General features: G+C 37.3%; 19 protein-coding genes and 3 pseudogenes. 8 read left to right on the top strand and 14 right to left on the bottom strand.

All coding sequences use genetic code 11. From position 1 onward, the window contains the following. Position 1: 1 nt before the first annotated feature. The gene (locus BN1691_RS03070; protein WP_048600781.1) at positions 2 to 364 is read right to left on the bottom strand and encodes a BlaI/MecI/CopY family transcriptional regulator; all 363 of its coding nucleotides are present in this window, start codon (positions 362 to 364) and stop codon (positions 2 to 4) included. A gap of 105 nt (positions 365 to 469) precedes the next feature. Next, positions 470 to 1366 carry a DEAD/DEAH box helicase family protein gene (locus BN1691_RS03075; protein ID WP_048600782.1) on the bottom strand — a complete coding sequence of 299 codons (897 nt, stop codon included), beginning with the start codon at positions 1364 to 1366 and terminating at the stop codon, positions 470 to 472. A gap of 360 nt (positions 1367 to 1726) precedes the next feature. Here BN1691_RS03075 and BN1691_RS03080 point away from each other — a divergent pair, with 360 nt between their 5' ends. Next, entirely contained in the window at positions 1727 to 2311 is a 585-nt protein-coding gene (locus tag BN1691_RS03080; RefSeq protein ID WP_048601169.1) for a helix-turn-helix domain-containing protein, read from the top strand. Positions 2312 to 2355: 44 nt separating this feature from the next. Continuing rightward, positions 2356 to 2703: a CatA-like O-acetyltransferase gene (locus BN1691_RS03085; protein WP_053083692.1), complete on the top strand. Its 348-nt coding sequence runs from the start codon at positions 2356 to 2358 to the stop codon at positions 2701 to 2703. An 880-nt stretch (positions 2704 to 3583) separates the two neighbouring features. Here the strand turns inward: BN1691_RS03085 and BN1691_RS14340 are convergent. The 6 genes from BN1691_RS14340 to BN1691_RS03105 all read right to left on the bottom strand — a co-directional run bounded on the left by BN1691_RS14340 (position 3584) and on the right by BN1691_RS03105 (position 6103). Continuing rightward, a complete protein-coding gene (locus BN1691_RS14340; RefSeq protein WP_147545604.1) occupies positions 3584 to 4006 on the bottom strand; it encodes a hypothetical protein in 423 nt (140 codons plus the stop codon). 58 nt (positions 4007 to 4064) lie between these two features. Continuing rightward, the gene (locus BN1691_RS14980) at positions 4065 to 4175 is read right to left on the bottom strand and encodes a TOPRIM nucleotidyl transferase/hydrolase domain-containing protein (protein WP_390621634.1); all 111 of its coding nucleotides are present in this window, start codon (positions 4173 to 4175) and stop codon (positions 4065 to 4067) included. Continuing rightward, positions 4121 to 4489 carry an OLD family protein gene (locus tag BN1691_RS03090; protein WP_048600783.1) on the bottom strand — a complete coding sequence of 123 codons (369 nt, stop codon included), beginning with the start codon at positions 4487 to 4489 and terminating at the stop codon, positions 4121 to 4123. The genes BN1691_RS14980 and BN1691_RS03090 overlap by 55 nt, the downstream gene beginning before the upstream one ends. Positions 4490 to 4563: 74 nt before the next feature. Continuing rightward, positions 4564 to 5130, bottom strand: coding sequence for a dihydrofolate reductase family protein (locus tag BN1691_RS03095; protein WP_048600784.1), 567 nt, complete (start codon positions 5128 to 5130; stop codon positions 4564 to 4566). A gap of 43 nt (positions 5131 to 5173) precedes the next feature. Then, positions 5174 to 5731, bottom strand: a complete 558-nt coding sequence (locus BN1691_RS03100) for a DUF4825 domain-containing protein (protein WP_048600785.1) — start codon at positions 5729 to 5731, stop codon at positions 5174 to 5176. A 183-nt stretch (positions 5732 to 5914) separates the two neighbouring features. Next, complete coding sequence (locus BN1691_RS03105; RefSeq protein WP_048601170.1) at positions 5915 to 6103, bottom strand: hypothetical protein; 189 nt, start codon at positions 6101 to 6103, stop codon at positions 5915 to 5917. A 195-nt stretch (positions 6104 to 6298) separates the two neighbouring features. On the opposite strand from BN1691_RS03105, the gene BN1691_RS14985 reads away from it, so the two are divergent. Further along, positions 6299 to 6403 carry a putative holin-like toxin gene (locus BN1691_RS14985; RefSeq protein ID WP_222704567.1) on the top strand — a complete coding sequence of 35 codons (105 nt, stop codon included), beginning with the start codon at positions 6299 to 6301 and terminating at the stop codon, positions 6401 to 6403. Positions 6404 to 6720: 317 nt separating this feature from the next. Here BN1691_RS14985 and BN1691_RS14990 read toward each other — a convergent pair whose 3' ends face one another. Further along, positions 6721 to 6858, bottom strand: coding sequence for an IS1096 element passenger TnpR family protein (locus tag BN1691_RS14990; protein WP_082146977.1), 138 nt, complete (start codon positions 6856 to 6858; stop codon positions 6721 to 6723). Between the two features lie 141 nt (positions 6859 to 6999). On the opposite strand from BN1691_RS14990, the gene BN1691_RS03110 reads away from it, so the two are divergent. Continuing rightward, entirely contained in the window at positions 7000 to 7197 is a 198-nt protein-coding gene (locus BN1691_RS03110; protein WP_048600786.1) for a helix-turn-helix transcriptional regulator, read from the top strand. Next, complete coding sequence (locus BN1691_RS03115; protein WP_048600787.1) at positions 7197 to 7679, top strand: DUF6773 family protein; 483 nt, start codon at positions 7197 to 7199, stop codon at positions 7677 to 7679. The genes BN1691_RS03110 and BN1691_RS03115 overlap by 1 nt, the downstream gene beginning before the upstream one ends. 124 nt (positions 7680 to 7803) lie before the next feature. On the opposite strand, the gene BN1691_RS03120 is transcribed toward BN1691_RS03115, so the two are convergent. Next, positions 7804 to 8445 carry a helix-turn-helix domain-containing protein gene (locus tag BN1691_RS03120; protein ID WP_048600788.1) on the bottom strand — a complete coding sequence of 214 codons (642 nt, stop codon included), beginning with the start codon at positions 8443 to 8445 and terminating at the stop codon, positions 7804 to 7806. A gap of 394 nt (positions 8446 to 8839) precedes the next feature. Here BN1691_RS03120 and BN1691_RS14025 point away from each other — a divergent pair. Then, positions 8840 to 9892: pseudogene (locus BN1691_RS14025) on the top strand (IS3 family transposase). 599 nt (positions 9893 to 10491) lie between these two features. On the opposite strand, the gene BN1691_RS03140 reads toward BN1691_RS14025, so the two are convergent. Together BN1691_RS03140 and BN1691_RS14815 are read right to left on the bottom strand one after the other, a co-directional pair. Beyond that, the gene (locus BN1691_RS03140) at positions 10492 to 11673 is read right to left on the bottom strand and encodes a macrolide family glycosyltransferase (RefSeq protein ID WP_048601171.1); all 1182 of its coding nucleotides are present in this window, start codon (positions 11671 to 11673) and stop codon (positions 10492 to 10494) included. Then, positions 11666 to 11965 carry an AbrB/MazE/SpoVT family DNA-binding domain-containing protein gene (locus BN1691_RS14815; protein WP_048600790.1) on the bottom strand — a complete coding sequence of 100 codons (300 nt, stop codon included), beginning with the start codon at positions 11963 to 11965 and terminating at the stop codon, positions 11666 to 11668. Before BN1691_RS14815 ends, BN1691_RS03140 begins: the two co-directional genes overlap by 8 nt. 501 nt (positions 11966 to 12466) lie before the next feature. Here BN1691_RS14815 and BN1691_RS14995 point away from each other — a divergent pair. Further along, positions 12467 to 12692, top strand: a pseudogene (locus BN1691_RS14995) (hypothetical protein); the annotation flags it as partial. Positions 12693 to 12857: 165 nt separating this feature from the next. Here BN1691_RS14995 and BN1691_RS03155 read toward each other — a convergent pair. Beyond that, on the bottom strand, positions 12858 to 14432 hold the full coding sequence (locus BN1691_RS03155; protein ID WP_048600792.1) for an IS3 family transposase: 1575 nt from the start codon (positions 14430 to 14432) through the stop codon (positions 12858 to 12860). Positions 14433 to 14508: 76 nt separating this feature from the next. Here BN1691_RS03155 and BN1691_RS14600 point away from each other — a divergent pair. After that, positions 14509 to 15040, top strand: a pseudogene (locus BN1691_RS14600) (IS3 family transposase); the annotation flags it as partial. 1913 nt (positions 15041 to 16953) lie between these two features. Here the strand turns inward: BN1691_RS14600 and BN1691_RS03170 are convergent. Further along, on the bottom strand, positions 16954 to 17442 hold the full coding sequence (locus BN1691_RS03170) for a DUF499 domain-containing protein (protein ID WP_048600794.1): 489 nt from the start codon (positions 17440 to 17442) through the stop codon (positions 16954 to 16956). Positions 17443 to 17828: the final 386 nt, after the last annotated feature.

Genomic DNA, 17828 nt, shown 5'->3' on the forward strand with positions numbered 1-17828 from the left:
TCTATCCCTCCTTGTGTTTATCAATCAGTTTTTGTATTTCTTCAATTTCCTGTTCACTCAATTTCTTCCGACGGGTAAAAGCTGTTAGAAATCTAGGCAGTGATCCTTCAAAGGATTCCACTAAAAACGCTTCACCTTTTTCCGCTAAAAAATCTTCTTTTCCCATTAAAACAATAACGGTTCCGTTGTCATTCCGAAAGATTTCCCGGTCACATAGCCGCTTTAGCATTGTATAAGTTGTCGTTCTTTTCCAGCTAAATTCCTGTACACATAATGTGATCAGATCATGGGTTTTTATCGGTGCATGTTCCCATATTAAATCAGCAAATCGCTGTTCCATTTCACCAAGCTTATATTTTTCCATAAGAAAACCTCCATTGTCTAATACCTTTAGACAATTATAGTCTAACACCATTAGACACCGATGTCGACATGCAAAAAAGTTGCAGACTCGTAGGCCTGCAACTTATTAAGCAAATAATTGATTGACCCAGTTATAGCACTCCCACAGTTCTTCATCAGAGACTAAATCTGACCTATGCTCGAACATGATCTTTATGTTCTTGTTCTCTTGAATGATAATGCTTAAGTATTCCTCAATGGGTGCCCAACCATCAATTGGGTTTTGGTTAGGCAAGACGGGGTATCGACTTTTTTGAATCCTATTATCGTCAGTGATTTGGACATTGGACAAGTGAATCGTGTCTGCAAATCTTGCATATTTCTTTATGACTAATTTGGAATCAAAGAAGGGGTCTAATTGATCTTGTAAAAATAACCTTGCTGTATCTAGACAAAGCCTTATATCACTATATTTTTCCAATAAATGTTTAAAGAAATGATCGTTGTATATGTATTTATTCAAGCCATCCAATTCTAGAATCGGGGTAAAGTTATACTCTCGACCTTTTTGAGAAAGCCACGCAAATAGTATCTCGCTCGTTTCTTTGAAGTCCGTGAAGGAATAAGATGTTTCATATTCATATTCACTCGGATCTTCAAAACGCCATTTACTCCAATCAACCCTCTCATCTAAGATAACAGGCTTTGGATAATGAAACAGTACATAAAAAGGATTTATAGTAGCTAAAAAGTCCAACTCCCGTTGAATAAGATCATATGCTTGTAACCTAACAGTACGATCACTGGACAGAAATTGTGCATCCCTATGCTTTGAAATTCCTGCTCGTAAAGGAAAATGCACTCCGATTTGAAATCCCACTTGCTTTGCTTCTTTGACTAAATTCGCGATATCATGCTCATGACTAAACAAACACGCCTCAATCCCAAAAAATCCTTCCTTGAAGTCTCTCTTGTACTTCTTATCGTCAAAGCTTCCGTATTGGCCGATGATAAATCTGTTCATATTTCTCCCCCCCATAGCTTAAGCCTATAATCATAATCATTTTTCCCTTGCATTTATTCACCTGGGACGTATCAGCTTAAGTTTATCACGTTGCCTCCAAGTAGTATGACATTCAATAGCACTCCACAGGGGCAGGGGATGTACTATTCGCAAGGGTAGCTTTCTGCGCTGTTTACGGAGCAGGAATCAAGAAGAACAATGTCGTCAAGAAACTTGATGAGGAAATGGACAACCGACGATGGCGATATTGATAAAAAGATGTTCAATGCTTGTTCTGTGGCGATCAAGAACGAACTCTACGGAGCGTTTATTGAATTATTGTCCGTCTGCGATTATTTTAGATACATGGAGGTATGTATCATGGATTGCAAAAAAGTTGGAAGGCTGATACTGGGACTACGCAAAGAAAAAGGGCTGACACAGAAGCAGCTTGCTGATGCTATGAATATCAGCGACAAAGCCATTTCAAAATGGGAGCGTGGATTGGGTTGTCCCGATGTGTCTCTGCTTCATGAGTTATCAGATGTATTAAACGTAAACATTGAGAAAATATTGTTGGGGGATTTAGACCCAAACAATGCAGACGGAGGTAATATGAAAAGAATAAAATTTTATGTTTGTCCAACCTGTGGGAATATTATAACCTCTACAAGCGAGGCAGAGCTGTCCTGCTGTGGACGAAAATTAATTGCACTCATCGCAAAACCAAGCGACGAAAACCATAATCTTAAAGTAGAAACCATTGAAGATGATTACTACATTACGTTTTTACATGAAATGTCCAAGACGCATTACCTTAGCTTTATTGCTTACGTGGCTTGTGACCGAGTTCTTATCGTCAGGCTTTATCCGGAACAAAGCGGCGAGGTGCGTATTCCAAAGCGTTATAGTGGCAAGCTGTACTTTGGCTGTAACCAGCATGGATTGTGGGTAAATGGTGAATGAATGACAAGCTGATTTTCACACCCATCGATATGAATTCATGACCGATGGCACAGGCTTTTCATTATTATACACAGATGGCTCCAACCAGTTACATGATAAACGTAACAATAGATGACACTGTGCTACACCGTACATTAAAGGCAAAAGAATATAGATTCATCCCTGTATATCTTGATCTCGTCACACGTGCAATTTACAAGCAGGAGGAACTGCGTATTGCAGTGAAGAATGGCGTGGTTGGACACTACAAAACGCTTACCCCTGCTTATCCGCAGTTTCATGAGGATGACAAAACTACCTCGCTCTTATGGACAGAGTATGACGAGTACTTGAAAACCTTTGAGGTAGCGGCTCTCATGTTATCATCCGAGTATCGTCCAAAGTTTCCTTGAGTTAGGATGGTAAACAAATTATCTTCATATTGAGTTGTTACTTTCCAATAACACAATGCATCACAATTAATTATGATGCATTGTGTTTCTATATTTTGATATGATTTGTGCGGACACCTTAATCACATAATCCTCATTATTAATTACTGCCTAATCCCCAATTACCATTCCCTTATAAAACCATTCACCTAAGATTAGACTGTTATTACTGAACATCATTGATTCAACTACCATCACGTTGAACTTAGAGAAGTATGCTTAGGCGGATTTTCGGAAGACGAAGGCAGGAATCAAAGTCCATCTACGCTTAGTAATGATGGAACAACACATGACCTATCCTGACCCACTCACGATTACACCCGCTAAAGAACACGATCGCGGTCAATTTGTCTTGATGAATGCCTTACTTCCTTTGGAGAACTAGCACGCCTCCAAATAGCCCTCTTTGCTCCCCTTTCTTATATCTCGCTTGTTTAAAACGTAACAATTTTTTCTGTTTTTAACAGAACGATGTAACGAAATGTATATGCTGATTCCATAATAAATTTTGAAATTTACTACATTAAGATATACTTTTCATGACATCACTTAGTTTCAAAGGGGTATTCTATGGTATGATATAGTTAGAGAAATTTTTAATAGAGAGTTGAAATGAGGAGCATATGGTGGGTGGGTATTTTTTGGTGTTATAGTTGTTGTTATTGGATTATTTAAAAAGTGGAATTAAAAGAATGCTTGTCATAAGTAGAGTTTACACCAAATGTTAGACCAAAACTAATACTTGAAAACTATTTGTGAGGAGAAAAAATGAAAAAAGAATTGAAACGAGGAATTATTACGTTGATTGTATTTATTGCACTCTATCTCTTGTTACCTATGCTTATTCAATATAAGAGCTATGATGTTTATGTGCAATCCATATGCTTGATGACATCGGTAATTGGAGCAGGCTGTTACTGGGTAGGAAGCAAATAATATTCCAACTCGGGAAATTTCCCTCCAAGACCATGCCGAAAATATTATAGAACGGGCAACTAAGGATAATGGTGGTATATTTGTCAGAGGATGACTCACTAACCCTGCAAGTTCCCAGTTCTTGAGAAAGAGCATTTCCGATAGTGGGATCAACTGGCTCGAATGTCCATACTCGTTTGTCATTTGCAGAGAAAGAGTTTGTTACGTCCATCGCTTCGTAGCTATAAGACCAGCTTGCACCGACACCAACACCGTCCGCAGAGGTATCAAGACCTAATTCATAAGTGGTCTGGGAGCCGGAAGAAGAGATGTAGGTTCCATCTATCATTTCATGGTCTGCTTTGCTTGTACTGGTGTGCCCAAGAGTGACTAATACTTTTCTTACTTCATATCACAGCATTATGTGCAAATACATTAATAAAATGGCTAAAGTGCTTACCACCTATTTCAACAATTGATATATGTTCATCTTCATACGAATACCTAAGCTTCTCCATGAATTTAGGCAAAAGTAATATTTCAGCAATCCTTCTACAAGTATCACCTTATCAGCAAAAAACATATCTGATCTAGTTTCATCTAAAAATTTCATCATATGTTTTTTTGAGTTTTCATTATCTCTAAATTGTATTTGTATGCTTTGCTGTACACAGTCTACATTATCTTCATGCCTTTTATAGTTCATCATAAACATATTATCAAGACCTGCTACAACAGTAATATTAGAAGAGTGTGTTGTAACAAAAATCTGTTGATTTAGATTATTTGTCTCATCAAGATTCTTAAGAAATTTGAATAATTTATACTGCATAGCCTTGAAGCTCCCTTTTTTAACAATCAACTGTATGTTTAATCGTTTCTTTGTATTGGTTATACAATCTTGTTCTATTCCTTAGTAGGATGATAGCAGAGCTGAACAACGCCTGAAGAGAATCTCCTAATGTCAACTAATTTAAGTTCTTGTCTTTGTTTTATGTCAACAAATAAAGGTTTGCCTGATCCTAAAATGACAGGATGAACTGAAAGTCTATACTCATCAACAAGTCCTAATTTCATAAATGTTGTTATTAGACTGGATCCTCCATACAGCCAAATATCCTTGCCGGGTTCTCCCTTTAATTTGTTTACTTCTGCCACTATATTATCATTAATTATTGTCACGTTATTATCTATCTTGGTTAGCGTTTTTGAAAACACATACTTCTTCTTACTATGAACCAGTTCCCACATTTTTCTTTCCATATCGGAACTTTTTTTCCCTGGGGTATATTCTCCCCATAAATCATAGGACTTCCTACCGTATAGGATTGTATCAACACTACGCAAAAATTTAGTGAAATCCATATCTTCATCCATTATGCACCAGTCAGTTTCTCCATTTATGTCCTCGATAAATCCGTCTAAAGAAACCGCCAAATCTAAAACGATTCTTCTTGATTCATTATTAAGCATAATGATTTACCTCCTCAATTGTTGCTGGTCACACAATTCGGGATTATTTCGTTTTAATAACTCTTTGAAAAGCAGCTTCTACATATTGGTGATCATCCATCTTACTCTGTACATAATTTGACCAATTATCCTGTTCCAGGATATTACTGAAATTTGAATACAGCGATTCAATATCGGCCCTTTTTACTTGGTAAGACGCTCCGGAGAAATTGTAATCAATAATTTGTAGGTTGTCTATCAGTGCAAAAGCAGCCGTAGAATTATAGATGAGGGCGCTTTTCATCTTTTCTTCTCCAATATTCCAAGCTGTATCTTTGTAATTTACAACAAGTTCGAAGTTATCTGAAAACAATTCAAAGTTCATTCCAACATTACTCAGCGGAAGATGGTAAAAGAGATTTCCAACATTCGAAGCGTTCCCCATATACTTATTCTTATACTTGAGAATGCTGTTTAGGTCATGTGTAGCCGGTTCCTGCTGGTCGGCCAGATATTTATCCTGCTCAGCATTATTATGGGGAATAACAATAAACTCTACTGCTGCAAAAAGAGCAATACCTATCACCAGTAAGCAAATAATAATCCTGTTCCTATTTTTCATTACATTCACCTACCTCATATTTAGAGATTAGTCTTACTGGTATACTTGTGATAATCGGGATAATAATCGTAAAACGCGGAGGTTGTTGGAAACATATCCACGGTTTTTAGGCGGGGACATATCATTTTTTTGGATAATAAGAATAATTTGGCATGTGAATCAAAAAAGATAATCCTCATTTTATTAATCAAGAACGCATTTCCCCTTCGTACCATCTGGGTTAATATAAAAACCGTCGACAATCTCGTTGATTCCACCACCAAACGTCCAACCGTTAGACTCGATAAAGTCAATTAATTTGATCCAAAATTCTTCTTCTGACAATTCAACAGGAACTTCTACACAGCCTTGAATTTCAAATTCTTTTCTCAACACAATCATCTTCTACACATAATATAAATAATCTGTTTCTTCCTGCCTTAAAGGCTCCATTTATAATACCTCCGCTAGTAGATTGTATTGATACATTCCCTCACATACCATTATTTTACTTGCATGATATAATTAAAACAAGCTGATGGTCAATAAGGGTGGAACGGCGCACCTCCGATGAAAGGAGGTGAGGCCATGTCTACTTTTGAAGCGTTAATGTTATCCATTTCGTTTACAGGATTAGTGATCGCAATCCTGAAACTAACGATAGAATTAACACGCTCCAAAAAAGACGAATAGCCACCCTCGACCGGGTGACTATTCTTAAAAATTATGATGAGAATGTCGCCGTTCCCCCTTAAAGGGAATCAGCTATTGACCGTGGGTGTATCCAGCACCTGCGGTCATTTTTAGGATACGCATAATCCATCCAACTTATAACTTGCTATCTTCATCTTCACTATATAATATTTGAAAATATTTTACAACATTTCACTCAGCTATTCCATAAAAGAACCTGTATTCTTTAGTAACCTTTCTGTAGAGTAAAAAATTCGTTCATAACTTGCTCTCCCTAATTTTTCTGACCACTTTCTAACGGAAGTTAGCAAATCCTCCTACGCCACCACATCCGCTGGTGGTGTTTGACCACTTGCTTCCAATAAGTAGGGTGATTCCTTGTCGCGATCCTCGATCACACGTATAAGCTGAATTTCATGTTCCCAGTTATCCCCCATATCATAGGTATAGAGCATATGCTTGTACTATGGCAAAAGCTCTGATAAGGTATGCCCTTTCATAAAATCGCAATGTATACATTCTTTTTTGCAATATATATTTTACATTTAGGAATATATAATGTATATTATAATCGTCGATAAGGAAGGAGGCCTCCCATGAAAAACAAAAAAATCAAAATTGCCAGGATTGAGTGTGATATGAGCCAGGAAGATTTGGCTAATATTGTCGGTGTCACACGGCAAACTATTGGATTGATAGAATCTGGAAATTATAATCCCTCATTGAAACTTTGCATCGCAATATGTAAAGCCCTTAACAAAAATTTAAACGACTTATTTTGGGAGGAACCATAATGAAAATCAAAGATGAACGTGTTTCACAATTGACTAACAAAATTCAAAGCGAAGCCTATTATGTGGCTCTATTCCTTTTAACTACTTCTGTTTTTATTAAATCCTATGTGATGGATATGTCTTTCTCGCAGTATGCAGTAGAACTTGGCATTATTCTTCTATCATCCGTTTATATTGCAATAAGGGGCATGTTCCTTGGATATGAATTTGTGAATAACTCTAAAAATGGAAAGATATTGGTAGTAGCAGGTATTGTAACGTCAAGCCTTGTTTTAAGCATTGTAAGCGGAATAAAAAACTACTCCTTATACGGCGATAAGTACACCGGAATATTCGACGGACATTTTATTGCAGCGTTAGTGGTTACTTTTTTTTCTACAATGATTTTCATCTCGGTTGTAGTTGTGCTGCTATATTGGATGAATAAGATAGGGCAACAAAGGATTGAAAAAAAACTTAATGAAGAAGATGAACTCGATTGAGTTTGTAATCAAGTTTTGACCGTGATTGTCTGACATAATTCACCTCAAAATCTTGATAATTTGGAGATTTTAAGTCCATAGGTTGTAATATTATGACAAATTAACTTCTCAGCAAACTGGAATTTCATCTTGTTTCTTTTCTGGAAATGACAATAATATAGAAATTTATTGCTACACATAAAATGAAATAAATTAACCAGCATAAACCATATGATATATAAGAATTCCCAAGCTGAGGCAACGGGGTGAAAGTCCACGAAAATCCCCCTACTGTTCCATCTACGAAATTGAATATCCATGATATCGGCATTAATAATAAAATCCATGTATTTATCAATGAAAAATACTTTAAAGAAGATTTTTTAGAATCTTTTTCTCCAATTATCTGTCCTATCACAAAAATCATGCAGCCTATCGCCATTAAAATAAACCCTACTGCAACAGCGGTTGGTGTCTGTTTATCTTCCCATATCATAATTGCAACAACTAAACCAATGAAATTAAAAGCCGTACCTACAGCTGAAAAAATGGCAGCGCTAGCTTTCTTTTGCATTGCATCTGTTTGAGGTTCAATTCCTTTTAATAAATAATCCGTCGTAACCTCGAAATAATTGCTCATCATAATAATTTTTTCAATATCCGGCATGCTCTGTTCGCTCTCCCATTTAGATACTGCCTGACGGGATACCCCCAATTCATCTGCAAGTTGTTCTTGTGAAATTCCTCTTGTTTTTCTTAAACTTTGTATTCTATCTGCTATGTTCATCTGCGATACTCCTTTCAAATTTTGATAGTGTCATCGTACATATAATACTGGTTGCAATTCCATCAACTGTCTAAGGCATTTTGTCAACCAATAGTTGCATCCCTGTAAATTCAAGGCTTTTACAACTAAAAATTTGTCTTTGGTCTGTTTTATTCTGATTAGTCGACCATTCTTACTCCAAATAGATTAAACATCATCTATACGATTATGTTTAATGATATTTAGTCATTATCATGTGTTTTCACATTTCTTTCAACCCAACCTACCGTTTAACAATCCTGTCTACACAACCTACCCTATAACAATATTGTCCACTCAACTATACATCATTGATATGTTCTCTCTTGCCTGAAACATACAAAAATCCGAGAGAATGTGAGAGGAAGTGTCCTAAATGAAACAAGGGAAATCCAAGCAATACAACAACGATTTTAAAAGAACAGTGGTCGAACTGTATCACACGGGTAGCTCCGTGAGTTCATTAAGTAGCGAATATGGTGTTTCTGAAGTAACGGTTTATAAATGGATTAAAGCTTTAACACCAATAAGCCAGGAGGCTGGTGGGCTGACGCCCCAGGACATCGCCGAAATCCAAAAAGAGAATCTTCGTCTGAAGCAAGAGGTAGAAATCTTAAAAAAGGCGATGACCATATTCGCCAAAAAGTAACCGATGCAGAGCTAACCAAATTGATCACAGAACAGAAGCACCAATTTCCCATCCAGCTTTTGTGTGAGGTGCTGGATATCCCTCGGAGTACGTGCTATCAAACATTAACCAAATCTGTTTCCCACCGTGATAAGGAAAATCAGGGATTGACTGAAAAAATCCGTGAAATATACTCAGAAAGCAAAGCTCGATATGGGGCACCAAAAATTCATCAAGCCCTATTAAAGGCTGACTTTTCAGTCAGTTTGAAGCGTGTACAACGTTTAATGAAAAGAGCTGGCATTCGCTCCATTACGATTAAGAGATTCGAATCGTGGTGAAGTTATATCCTGTGATAATCACTTAAATCAAGATTTCACAACGACTACGTTAAACGAAAAAATCGTTGGATATTCTTTCTCTCGTTCCATGATAACTGAACTCGTACTTCAAGCCTTAAATGATGCGATTACGACACAAAAACCGAATTCAGGGCTTATATTACATACGGATTTAGGCACTCAGTACACCAGTGAAGCCTTTACAAATGCCGTACACGAACGTGGAATAATACAATCCTTCAGCCGAAAAGACTGCCCATATGACAATGTGTGTATCGAATCATTCCATGAGATTTTAAAGAAAGAGGAGGTTCATCAGGTAAAATATTTGGATTTTGAAGCTACCAAATTGGCACTGTTTTAATATATTGAGGGTTGGTATAACCGAAAGCGAATTCATAGCCAGCTTGGCTACCAAACACCTCAAGAAGTGGAAGATAAAATCAGACATTCAGCTTGAAAGTTAACTTCTTTGTGTCCAAGATATTGTCTCAGATCCATAATTTTCTCATGATAATTAATATATCTAAAACATTCCTTGATAATCTACTTAGAGATTTTGTTAGAAATTAATCAATATCGCCAGCACAAGCCTTATTTATCATTTCCTCTAAATTGGATCGTCCTTTTTTCCTAAGTCCACTACTATAATCAAAATAAACTCCGGCATATTGCCACTGTGGATTACTTGTATGGCGGTTTCATAATTAGAAATTTATAAATCAATACAACTTTGCTGGCTTTCGAATTTTGTGCTAACTCTACAGTACGCAGCAACCTTCAACTTTTTCTTTTCTTCTATGTAGGTTCTATTCTTCTCAGCTTTTTCATATCAACCTCTTTTCTCAATTAAGGATACAAGAAAGCCGTGAGCTTATTTCAACTCACGGCTTTCGCTAATTTTTATTCTATTTTATCCTTCAGCTCGTTGCAACAGTTATACAACCTCACAATGCCTTGAGAGGTCAATAAAGATGTCGTGGTGTGATATTACTCCCTTGGTGGCGCTTGCTCTTTTAGATAAGAGTTTTATTATCCTTCTCCTGTATCAGATACTATTTATTGTTCCTTATTAATGAGATTTTCAATTTTATCAGCTGCCAATCTATACCCTCCGCACCTATGAAAACCATTTGATATTTCTTCTGCAGATTGCTTATAGGAATGGTTTTTCAACACTTCCTGTATTGCTTCTTTAATTTTTTCTGGCGAATCCTCTTGCAAATAGATCCCTGCACCCAATTCATTTACTCGATAGGCAACACCACCCTGTTCCGGTGTTTGAGGAAACAAAACCAATGGGACCTTATAATAAAGTGCTTCACTGACACTGTTCATTCCACAATGAGTTAAAAATGCATCTACCTGCTGTAGCACTTCAATTTGGTTCACACTTCTCGCTATCGTGAAATTCTGCGGCAGATCTCCAAACCCTTCCAAATCAATTAATTCACCTACAGACATGATAACATCAAAATCAGAGTCTTTTAGTGCAACTATGCAGTTCCTATAAAAATTTTTCATTAAATTATTTACTGTTCCCATAGAGATATAAATCGTTCTCCTTTGCGGTTTTATAACATCGTGATCTAATGTTCTTATCGATGGACCAACAAAGGTATATTTATCTGAAAAAGTATCAGAGCATGGCTGGAACTCAGGCGATGTATATACAATAGTATTGGTATCATTATCATTTTGCACAACAGATAGAATATTTTTCACTGGATATCCCTTTGCCCGTAATTTTTTAATCAACTTATTTGCTTTTGGTATGGAAAACAGCATCTTTAATAATTGAGTGATATCTTGTTTCATTATTTTGGCAGAATGCTGGTTAAACGCAAATGTTGTGGTGGAAGATATAAATGGTACAGAGAGCTTATAGGCGGCCAATTTACCCCACAATGCCATGGAATCTGCAACAATACAATCCGATTTCCACTGGGACATTTCATCTATAATCGTATCATCCATTGCTAGTGTTGTTTTCACTAAAATCTCTGTTGAAAATGCAATATCTTTACCAATCCGCTCCCCATCTTGTGGCATTAGCTTCATCTGAATATCGTAAGAATCACAGGAGATATATTCCGCACCTGTTGCTTCTATTTTCTCTTTTAAACAATCATATGAATAATATCGAACCTCATGCCCGCGCCTGACCAATTCTTTTACTACCGCCAAGGTAGGATTGGTATGTCCATGTGCTGGAATACCAAAAAAGGCGATTTTACTCATCATCAATTCCCTCTCTTATTGCCTTTATTGACTTTGCAAATGATATGGAATCTTCTTCTGTGTGGTCAGGATATAATTGTTTTGCTTTTCCCGAAAAAATAGCATCGGCGATTTGGTTGAAAGTATCAAACCTTTCAATTGCAATTCCTCTCTCCGCATCTGCTAGTACGATAAGTGTATCCCCTGGAGAAATACCAAACATATCCCTTACTTCTTTAGGAATTACAATCTGACCTTTAGGACCAACCTTAGCCGAACCCATGAACTTACCATCCTTTATTTCTTCTTTCAAATCCTCGCCCCCAAGGTTACTTGTATAACTTATATAACTTATTATATCTCCTTATCTTAGCCCAGTCAACACATAACTACCCATAAATATGATTGTAATTTTGAATCTTCAGCTTTTTAGGTTCCTCTGGTTTAGAAGATATAAATATAGTTTTTTTCATAATGTAGCTCTCCAATAGTAAGCGTCAAATAACTTGATGGGTGGAAAAGTTGTAAAACTATTGTAAACTAGGTTAGGATCTATTGACAGGAGGCCTTTGCATCTGCACTCCACGGAAGATAGTCTTCAAGGAATTCAGGGTTCTACCCAAATTGTACGCAATGTTATGTTCTTTAACGGTTTGCCCGCTACTGGTGCATTCCTGTATGATTTGGGACCATTTACTCAATCTATATTTTCGCGTGGCTTCCCTAGTATTCAACTTTAGACCTCCTTAAAGTTTCTCAACTGGAGTTAGTATAGTTTCATGGACACTACTTCGTTAACTCTCTACAATACAATGTGAGAAGAAGTGTCCTAAATGAAACAGTGGTCGAACTGTATCACACGGGTAGCTCTGTGAGTTCATTAAGTAGCGAATATGGTGTTTCTGAAGTAACGATTTATAAATGAATTAAAGCTTGAACACCAATAAGCCAGGAGGCTGGTGGGCTGACGCCCCCAGGACATCGCCGAAATCCAAAAAGAGAATCTTCGTCTGAAGCAAGAGGTAGAAATCTTAAAAAAGGCGATGACCATATTCGCCAAAAATAACCGAGGCAGAGCTAACCAAATCTGTTACCCACCGTGATAAGGAAAATCAGGCATTGACTGAAAAAATCCGTGAAATATACCCAGATGTGTTTTGCAAGTAGAAAATGCTTAGATGGGGGTGCGGACGTTTTCTTGGACCTTAAACAGCCAACCCCAGACTTCTTCTGTAATCTAAAGGACTCATTCCACCTTGCGATAACTTAATCCGTTTTGATGGATACCACTTTATGTATTCATCAAGTTGCTTTATGAATTGATTTATTGTAATACCGGTCCAGTGGCGATTGTAAAACATCTCATTTTTGAGTCTGCCAAAGAAGCCTTCACAGGCGGAGTTATCAGGTGAACAACCTTTCTTTGACATTGAGCGTGTAAGTTGAGCCTTTTCCACTCGTTCTATCCAACCTGGCCAACGATAATGGCTGCCACGGTCTGAATGAATTACGGGGTGCTCACCCTCTTTAAGTACAGAGATTGCCTCATCAAGCATTCTATTAACTAATTCAGCATCCGGTGATGTTCCAATGGTCCAACTTACTGGCAGCCCATCAAAGCAGTCAATTATGGGAGACAGATATATTTTCCCGGCTGGGATATGAAATTCCGTTATATCTCTAAGCCATTTTACATTTGGCTTGTCCGCATGGAAATCCCGATGAATAACATTCGCTACCTCCGGGCTAATTTCACCTTTGTATGAGTTGTATTTCCTGCGCCTTATTCTGGGTACGATGAATTGCTCTTCCTTCATAATCCGGCGAATTACCTTTTCTGATATGACTGTGCCGGCTGATTTAATGGCAGAATGGATTCTACGATAACCGTAACGACTGGAAGATCCATTAAATGCTTTCTTTACTTCTTTACGCAAGTCAGCATATTTATCACTTTTGTTCAGGATAAAGGCTTGGTAACAATAGCTGCTTTTGGCCATATGGAGAATTCGAAGAAGATCCTTCAGAAAATATTTTTCTCTTAGGGCATTAATCACTATAGCCTTCTCATGATTAGTGAATGTTGCAAGATTAATGTCCTTTTCTTTTTTTATGATTTCTGCGGCTTTTTCTAATATGTCCCGCTCCAGCTGCATGTGGTAAATTTCTTTTTGAAGTTCATCTACTTGTTTTGTCAGGTGCTTTTTTTCAGCCAGTATATCGGTTATTTGCCCTTCATGTTTGACATCAGTTGATGTATTTGAAACTTTGTCTTTCTTTGTCATTTTTGGTTCGCGTCCTTCTTTTAAAAGCTGCCTTTTCCAGTTATAAAGGACTTCACAGGATACCCCAATTTCATCAGCAACCTCTTTAGCGGTTTTGCTTCTTGAGCACAAGGAAATGACTGCTTTTTCTTTTTGTTCACGCGTATACTTTATCAGTGATCCTCCTGACCGACAATATTTCTTTTCTTCAGGGGCCAGCTCTTTGATCCAAGCGTCAAGTTCAGGTCTGCTAGGATATCCCAGGATCCTAGCTGTACGGGAAACGCATTTGCCGTGATCCAAGTAGTAAGCAACAGCCTTTTGGCGTTCTTCTTCGTTGTATTTTGACTTTCTTATGAAATCCTTATGAAGATCACCATTTTCGATGTATTCTTTGTACCAGTTGATAAGCGCCCCCTTTGAAGGGTATCCTAGTTCACGTATTACTGTTGCATAACTCATATCGTACTGTGTTAATAACTGGACTGCCTTAATTCTTTCCTGATAGGTAAACATGCGGAACCCCCTGGTTTTATATTAGGTCCAGGTTTTTGTCCGCACCTCCTATTAGGCATTTCTATTATGCAATAAACACCCAGAAAGCAAAGCTCGATATGGGGCACCAAAAATTCATCAAGCCCTATTAAAAGCTGGTTTTTCAGTCAGTTTGAAGCGTGTTCAACGGTTAATGAAAAGAGCTGGCATTCCCTCCATTACGATTAAAAAATTCCGCCCACAATCGAATCGTGGTGAAGTTATATCCCGTGATAATCACTTAAATCAAGATTTCACAACAACCACGTTAAACGAAAAATGGGTGACGGATATCACATATATTCACACCGTTAAGGATGGCTGGTGTTACTTGGCATCTGTTTTAGACCTGCATTCAAAAAAGATCGTTGGATATTCTTTCTCTCGTTCCATGACAATGCGTGTATCGAATCATTCCATGCGATTTTAAAGAAAGAGGAAGTTCATCAGGTAAGATATTTGGATTTGAAGCTGCCAAATTGGTACCGTTTCAATATATTGAGGGTTGGTATAACCGAAAGCGAATTCATAGCCAGCTTAGCTACCAAAGACCTCAAGAAGTGGAAGATAACATCAGACATTCAGCGTGAAAGTTAACTTCTTTGTGTCCAAGATATTGTCTCAGATCCAGTTTACAAATATAATAAAGATCTTAAGGTTTTAAGAAATAAATAATATATAGATCCATTCCAGCGAAAAAATTAAAAAGGGATATAAAAAACGTAATAGAAAAAAGTCCATCAATGGACCTTCGATTTCGCTAAAGTGCAGAAAAAGGGATATAAATAGTACAGTAGAATAGCTAAAGCCATATATAATCTGGCATCACTAGAGATAGTAGAAGAGTAAAAAAATAATAGTAGAATCAATTTCCTTAAGCGCGGCGCGCTTTTTTAGTGTTCGGTAGAACACTATTCATCCTGCACCTACGGGACAAAGAGAAAAACAGCCCCTAAAAAAGTACTTAGGGCTGTTTATTTCTTTGTCGTTCCATTGTAGTAAATATAGTTGTTAAACTAGTTTAAAATATGGATTTAAAATAGTTTCTATGTACAACATACTTTCCGTGGAGACTCTCTGTCGACTATTCCCTTGCAATGCAATAATAACGGGCGTTCTGGCCTTCCGCCCCCTCCCTTGGTCGCGGCTCTCCACTGTGCTACAACCCGCGACCAAGGGAGGGGGCTAACGAAAAAAGGCAACGAACGCATGTTAAAGATTAAGAATATCGACAGAGAGTAGAGAGTTAGTAAGAGTAAATAGGTAAGTAATAGAGAGTATGTATGTAGAGTAAATGTAGTGTGTAAGTAGAGAGTTAGACTAAGTAAGTGTAAGTAGGAGTAAGTATCCAAATACGTAAGTAAATAAAATAAAAAAGAGATAAAGATAAAAAATGAAGTAAGAAAAAAACGAGATGTAGCAGTAGTAAGTGAGGTAAAAATTACAGATCAAGTCCCGCCAGACGGATGGCCAGCTGCTCCCATGGAGATAAAGTGTGCTGGCTGCCAGCGCCCCACGAAAAATGCCTAGAGTAGCCCTGGTTGTTTCTACGTGTTTAGTAACGACCGTCATCCTGGTTATGTAGGGGCGCTCACATAATGATTACAGGGTAGACCACGTAGTTCTATTATTAAATTGGATTGTATGACTTTGTTATACATTGTTATACAAAATGACCATTTCCCTAGGGTATAGCTATATCTCAAGGGTTTTCAAAACGCTTCATATGGCAATCTAGGGGCTATTTTTTCTACAGAGTTGATAAGGAAAACAAGATTGGGTATTTTTACACATCCCCCGAAAAAGGGGAATAAGGGGTAATTAGCTAAAATCGGGATGCATTTCATTTTTATCAAGTTTTGCTATAAATTAAAAAGAGAGTATTCAAAAACGAATAAAATTGTTAAATGGGATAGCAATTAGTCTAGAACTAATCTTCTATCCCGTTTATTCAACTATTACAAGGGATACTTAAAAACTATTTTTATTTCTTATTGTTTTTTCTGTTACTCTTGAGAAACCAAAACAATATTGCCAGGGAAAATAAAATAACTGGCACGAAACCAATAAGTTTAAAATAGTTAACTGCTCCTAAAAAATAATATGCTATAGGTAAAAAGGTTATAGCACTAATCAACATTAACAACCAGGATCTTTTAAATGCTCCTAAAAATAAGCATATAATTGATATCAGGAATGATAACCTCCAAAGAAATAAAATGATATCTATTTCTCCCATAGAAATCCCCCCAAAAAACTAGTATTCAAAACTAGTATTCTTAATAGGAAATACAATTGCATTAAACATTAATAAGTTTGTAACTTAAAACTAAGTAAACTACTACCTTCCCCAGATTTTCCTTTTTCAGTGGTAATATAAGCATAGCCATCATTATATCCACGTATATTTACCCTATGCCATACATCAGTTCGTTTACTATCCCAACCAAAATCCGTATTGTAATAAGAATGATAGGAACTTGAGTTTATATATTTACCTTCATCAACATGGCCCTTCTCTAATTTTCAATTTATGTAATTTTAATAATATTATACTGGATATTTGAATAGATGGAATATAAAAATTCTGATTTAAAGTAACAAAAACGACCATCCCCTGACCTCGCCCAGTGAGCAAGGTCAGATAAATTTTCTTGGCGTAAGCAACCAGCTCGTCCATAAGGATAAGGCAGGGAGCAGCGGCGTCGAAAAGGTTCTTCAACGCTTCAGAACCGGGTGATACCCCTTTTTTGTCCGCTTCTTTAACATAATCATAGAGTTTCGCTGACTCTGCAAGCTGCGCCGCCATCTCACCCCATATGGTGCTGATGGTGATGCCTGGCATATTGTTCGGCCGTTTACTCTTGGTGGGGTCAAGCGCCGTACCCACCAGAACCGCTACGTTCGCTTTCGGCAGAGCTGTCAAACCAGCCCGCTGTAATACAGGCTTTACATTTGGTATTTTATCAAGGGAAACCCTACCACTATTCATTCCTCCAGAGATTATTAATAAGCCTGGAAAATTAACAACCGATGAATTCAATATGATGAAATCTCATTCTGAGAGCGGGTATAGATATTTGGAAGAGCATGGCTACCAAGATCAAGAAGTATAACAAATCGTCCAATACCATCATGAACGACAGGATGGAGCAGGCTACCCATATAGACTAAAACTTGATTTGGGTCATGTTCAAATTGTCGCTCTAGCGGATGTCTATGATGCACTAGTATCGCATCGTCCCTACCGCTCTCATTCTCTCTCCAGTGAAGATACACTAACAATCATTAAGAATGGAAAAGCAGGTTCTTTTCCAGACAAGTATATCTCCATTTTGGAAGGCATATTAAAATCCCCGCTATCTCAAATGTAGTAGA

This window comes from Rubeoparvulum massiliense (assembly GCF_001049895.1).
In the GTDB taxonomy this organism is placed as follows: domain Bacteria; phylum Bacillota; class Bacilli; order Rubeoparvulales; family Rubeoparvulaceae; genus Rubeoparvulum; species Rubeoparvulum massiliense.

Coding starts and splice junctions, on each gene's coding strand:
- BN1691_RS14990 (WP_082146977.1), bottom strand. CDS start 6,858: ATGCTCTATACCTATGATATGGGGGATAACTGGGAACATGAAATTCAG.
- BN1691_RS14985 (WP_222704567.1), top strand. CDS start 6,299: ATGTCTACTTTTGAAGCGTTAATGTTATCCATTTCGTTTACAGGATTA.
- BN1691_RS03075 (WP_048600782.1), bottom strand. CDS start 1,366: ATGAACAGATTTATCATCGGCCAATACGGAAGCTTTGACGATAAGAAG.
- BN1691_RS03170 (WP_048600794.1), bottom strand. CDS start 17,442: ATGAATAGTGGTAGGGTTTCCCTTGATAAAATACCAAATGTAAAGCCT.
- BN1691_RS03090 (WP_048600783.1), bottom strand. CDS start 4,489: ATGCAGTATAAATTATTCAAATTTCTTAAGAATCTTGATGAGACAAAT.
- BN1691_RS03070 (WP_048600781.1), bottom strand. CDS start 364: ATGGAAAAATATAAGCTTGGTGAAATGGAACAGCGATTTGCTGATTTA.
- BN1691_RS03140 (WP_048601171.1), bottom strand. CDS start 11,673: ATGAGTAAAATCGCCTTTTTTGGTATTCCAGCACATGGACATACCAAT.
- BN1691_RS03080 (WP_048601169.1), top strand. CDS start 1,727: ATGGATTGCAAAAAAGTTGGAAGGCTGATACTGGGACTACGCAAAGAA.
- BN1691_RS03110 (WP_048600786.1), top strand. CDS start 7,000: ATGAAAAACAAAAAAATCAAAATTGCCAGGATTGAGTGTGATATGAGC.
- BN1691_RS03100 (WP_048600785.1), bottom strand. CDS start 5,731: ATGAAAAATAGGAACAGGATTATTATTTGCTTACTGGTGATAGGTATT.
- BN1691_RS03085 (WP_053083692.1), top strand. CDS start 2,356: ATGGCACAGGCTTTTCATTATTATACACAGATGGCTCCAACCAGTTAC.
- BN1691_RS14340 (WP_147545604.1), bottom strand. CDS start 4,006: ATGATAGATGGAACCTACATCTCTTCTTCCGGCTCCCAGACCACTTAT.
- BN1691_RS03155 (WP_048600792.1), bottom strand. CDS start 14,432: ATGTTTACCTATCAGGAAAGAATTAAGGCAGTCCAGTTATTAACACAG.
- BN1691_RS03095 (WP_048600784.1), bottom strand. CDS start 5,130: ATGCTTAATAATGAATCAAGAAGAATCGTTTTAGATTTGGCGGTTTCT.
- BN1691_RS03115 (WP_048600787.1), top strand. CDS start 7,197: ATGAAAATCAAAGATGAACGTGTTTCACAATTGACTAACAAAATTCAA.
- BN1691_RS14980 (WP_390621634.1), bottom strand. CDS start 4,175: ATGGAGAAGCTTAGGTATTCGTATGAAGATGAACATATATCAATTGTT.
- BN1691_RS03120 (WP_048600788.1), bottom strand. CDS start 8,445: ATGAACATAGCAGATAGAATACAAAGTTTAAGAAAAACAAGAGGAATT.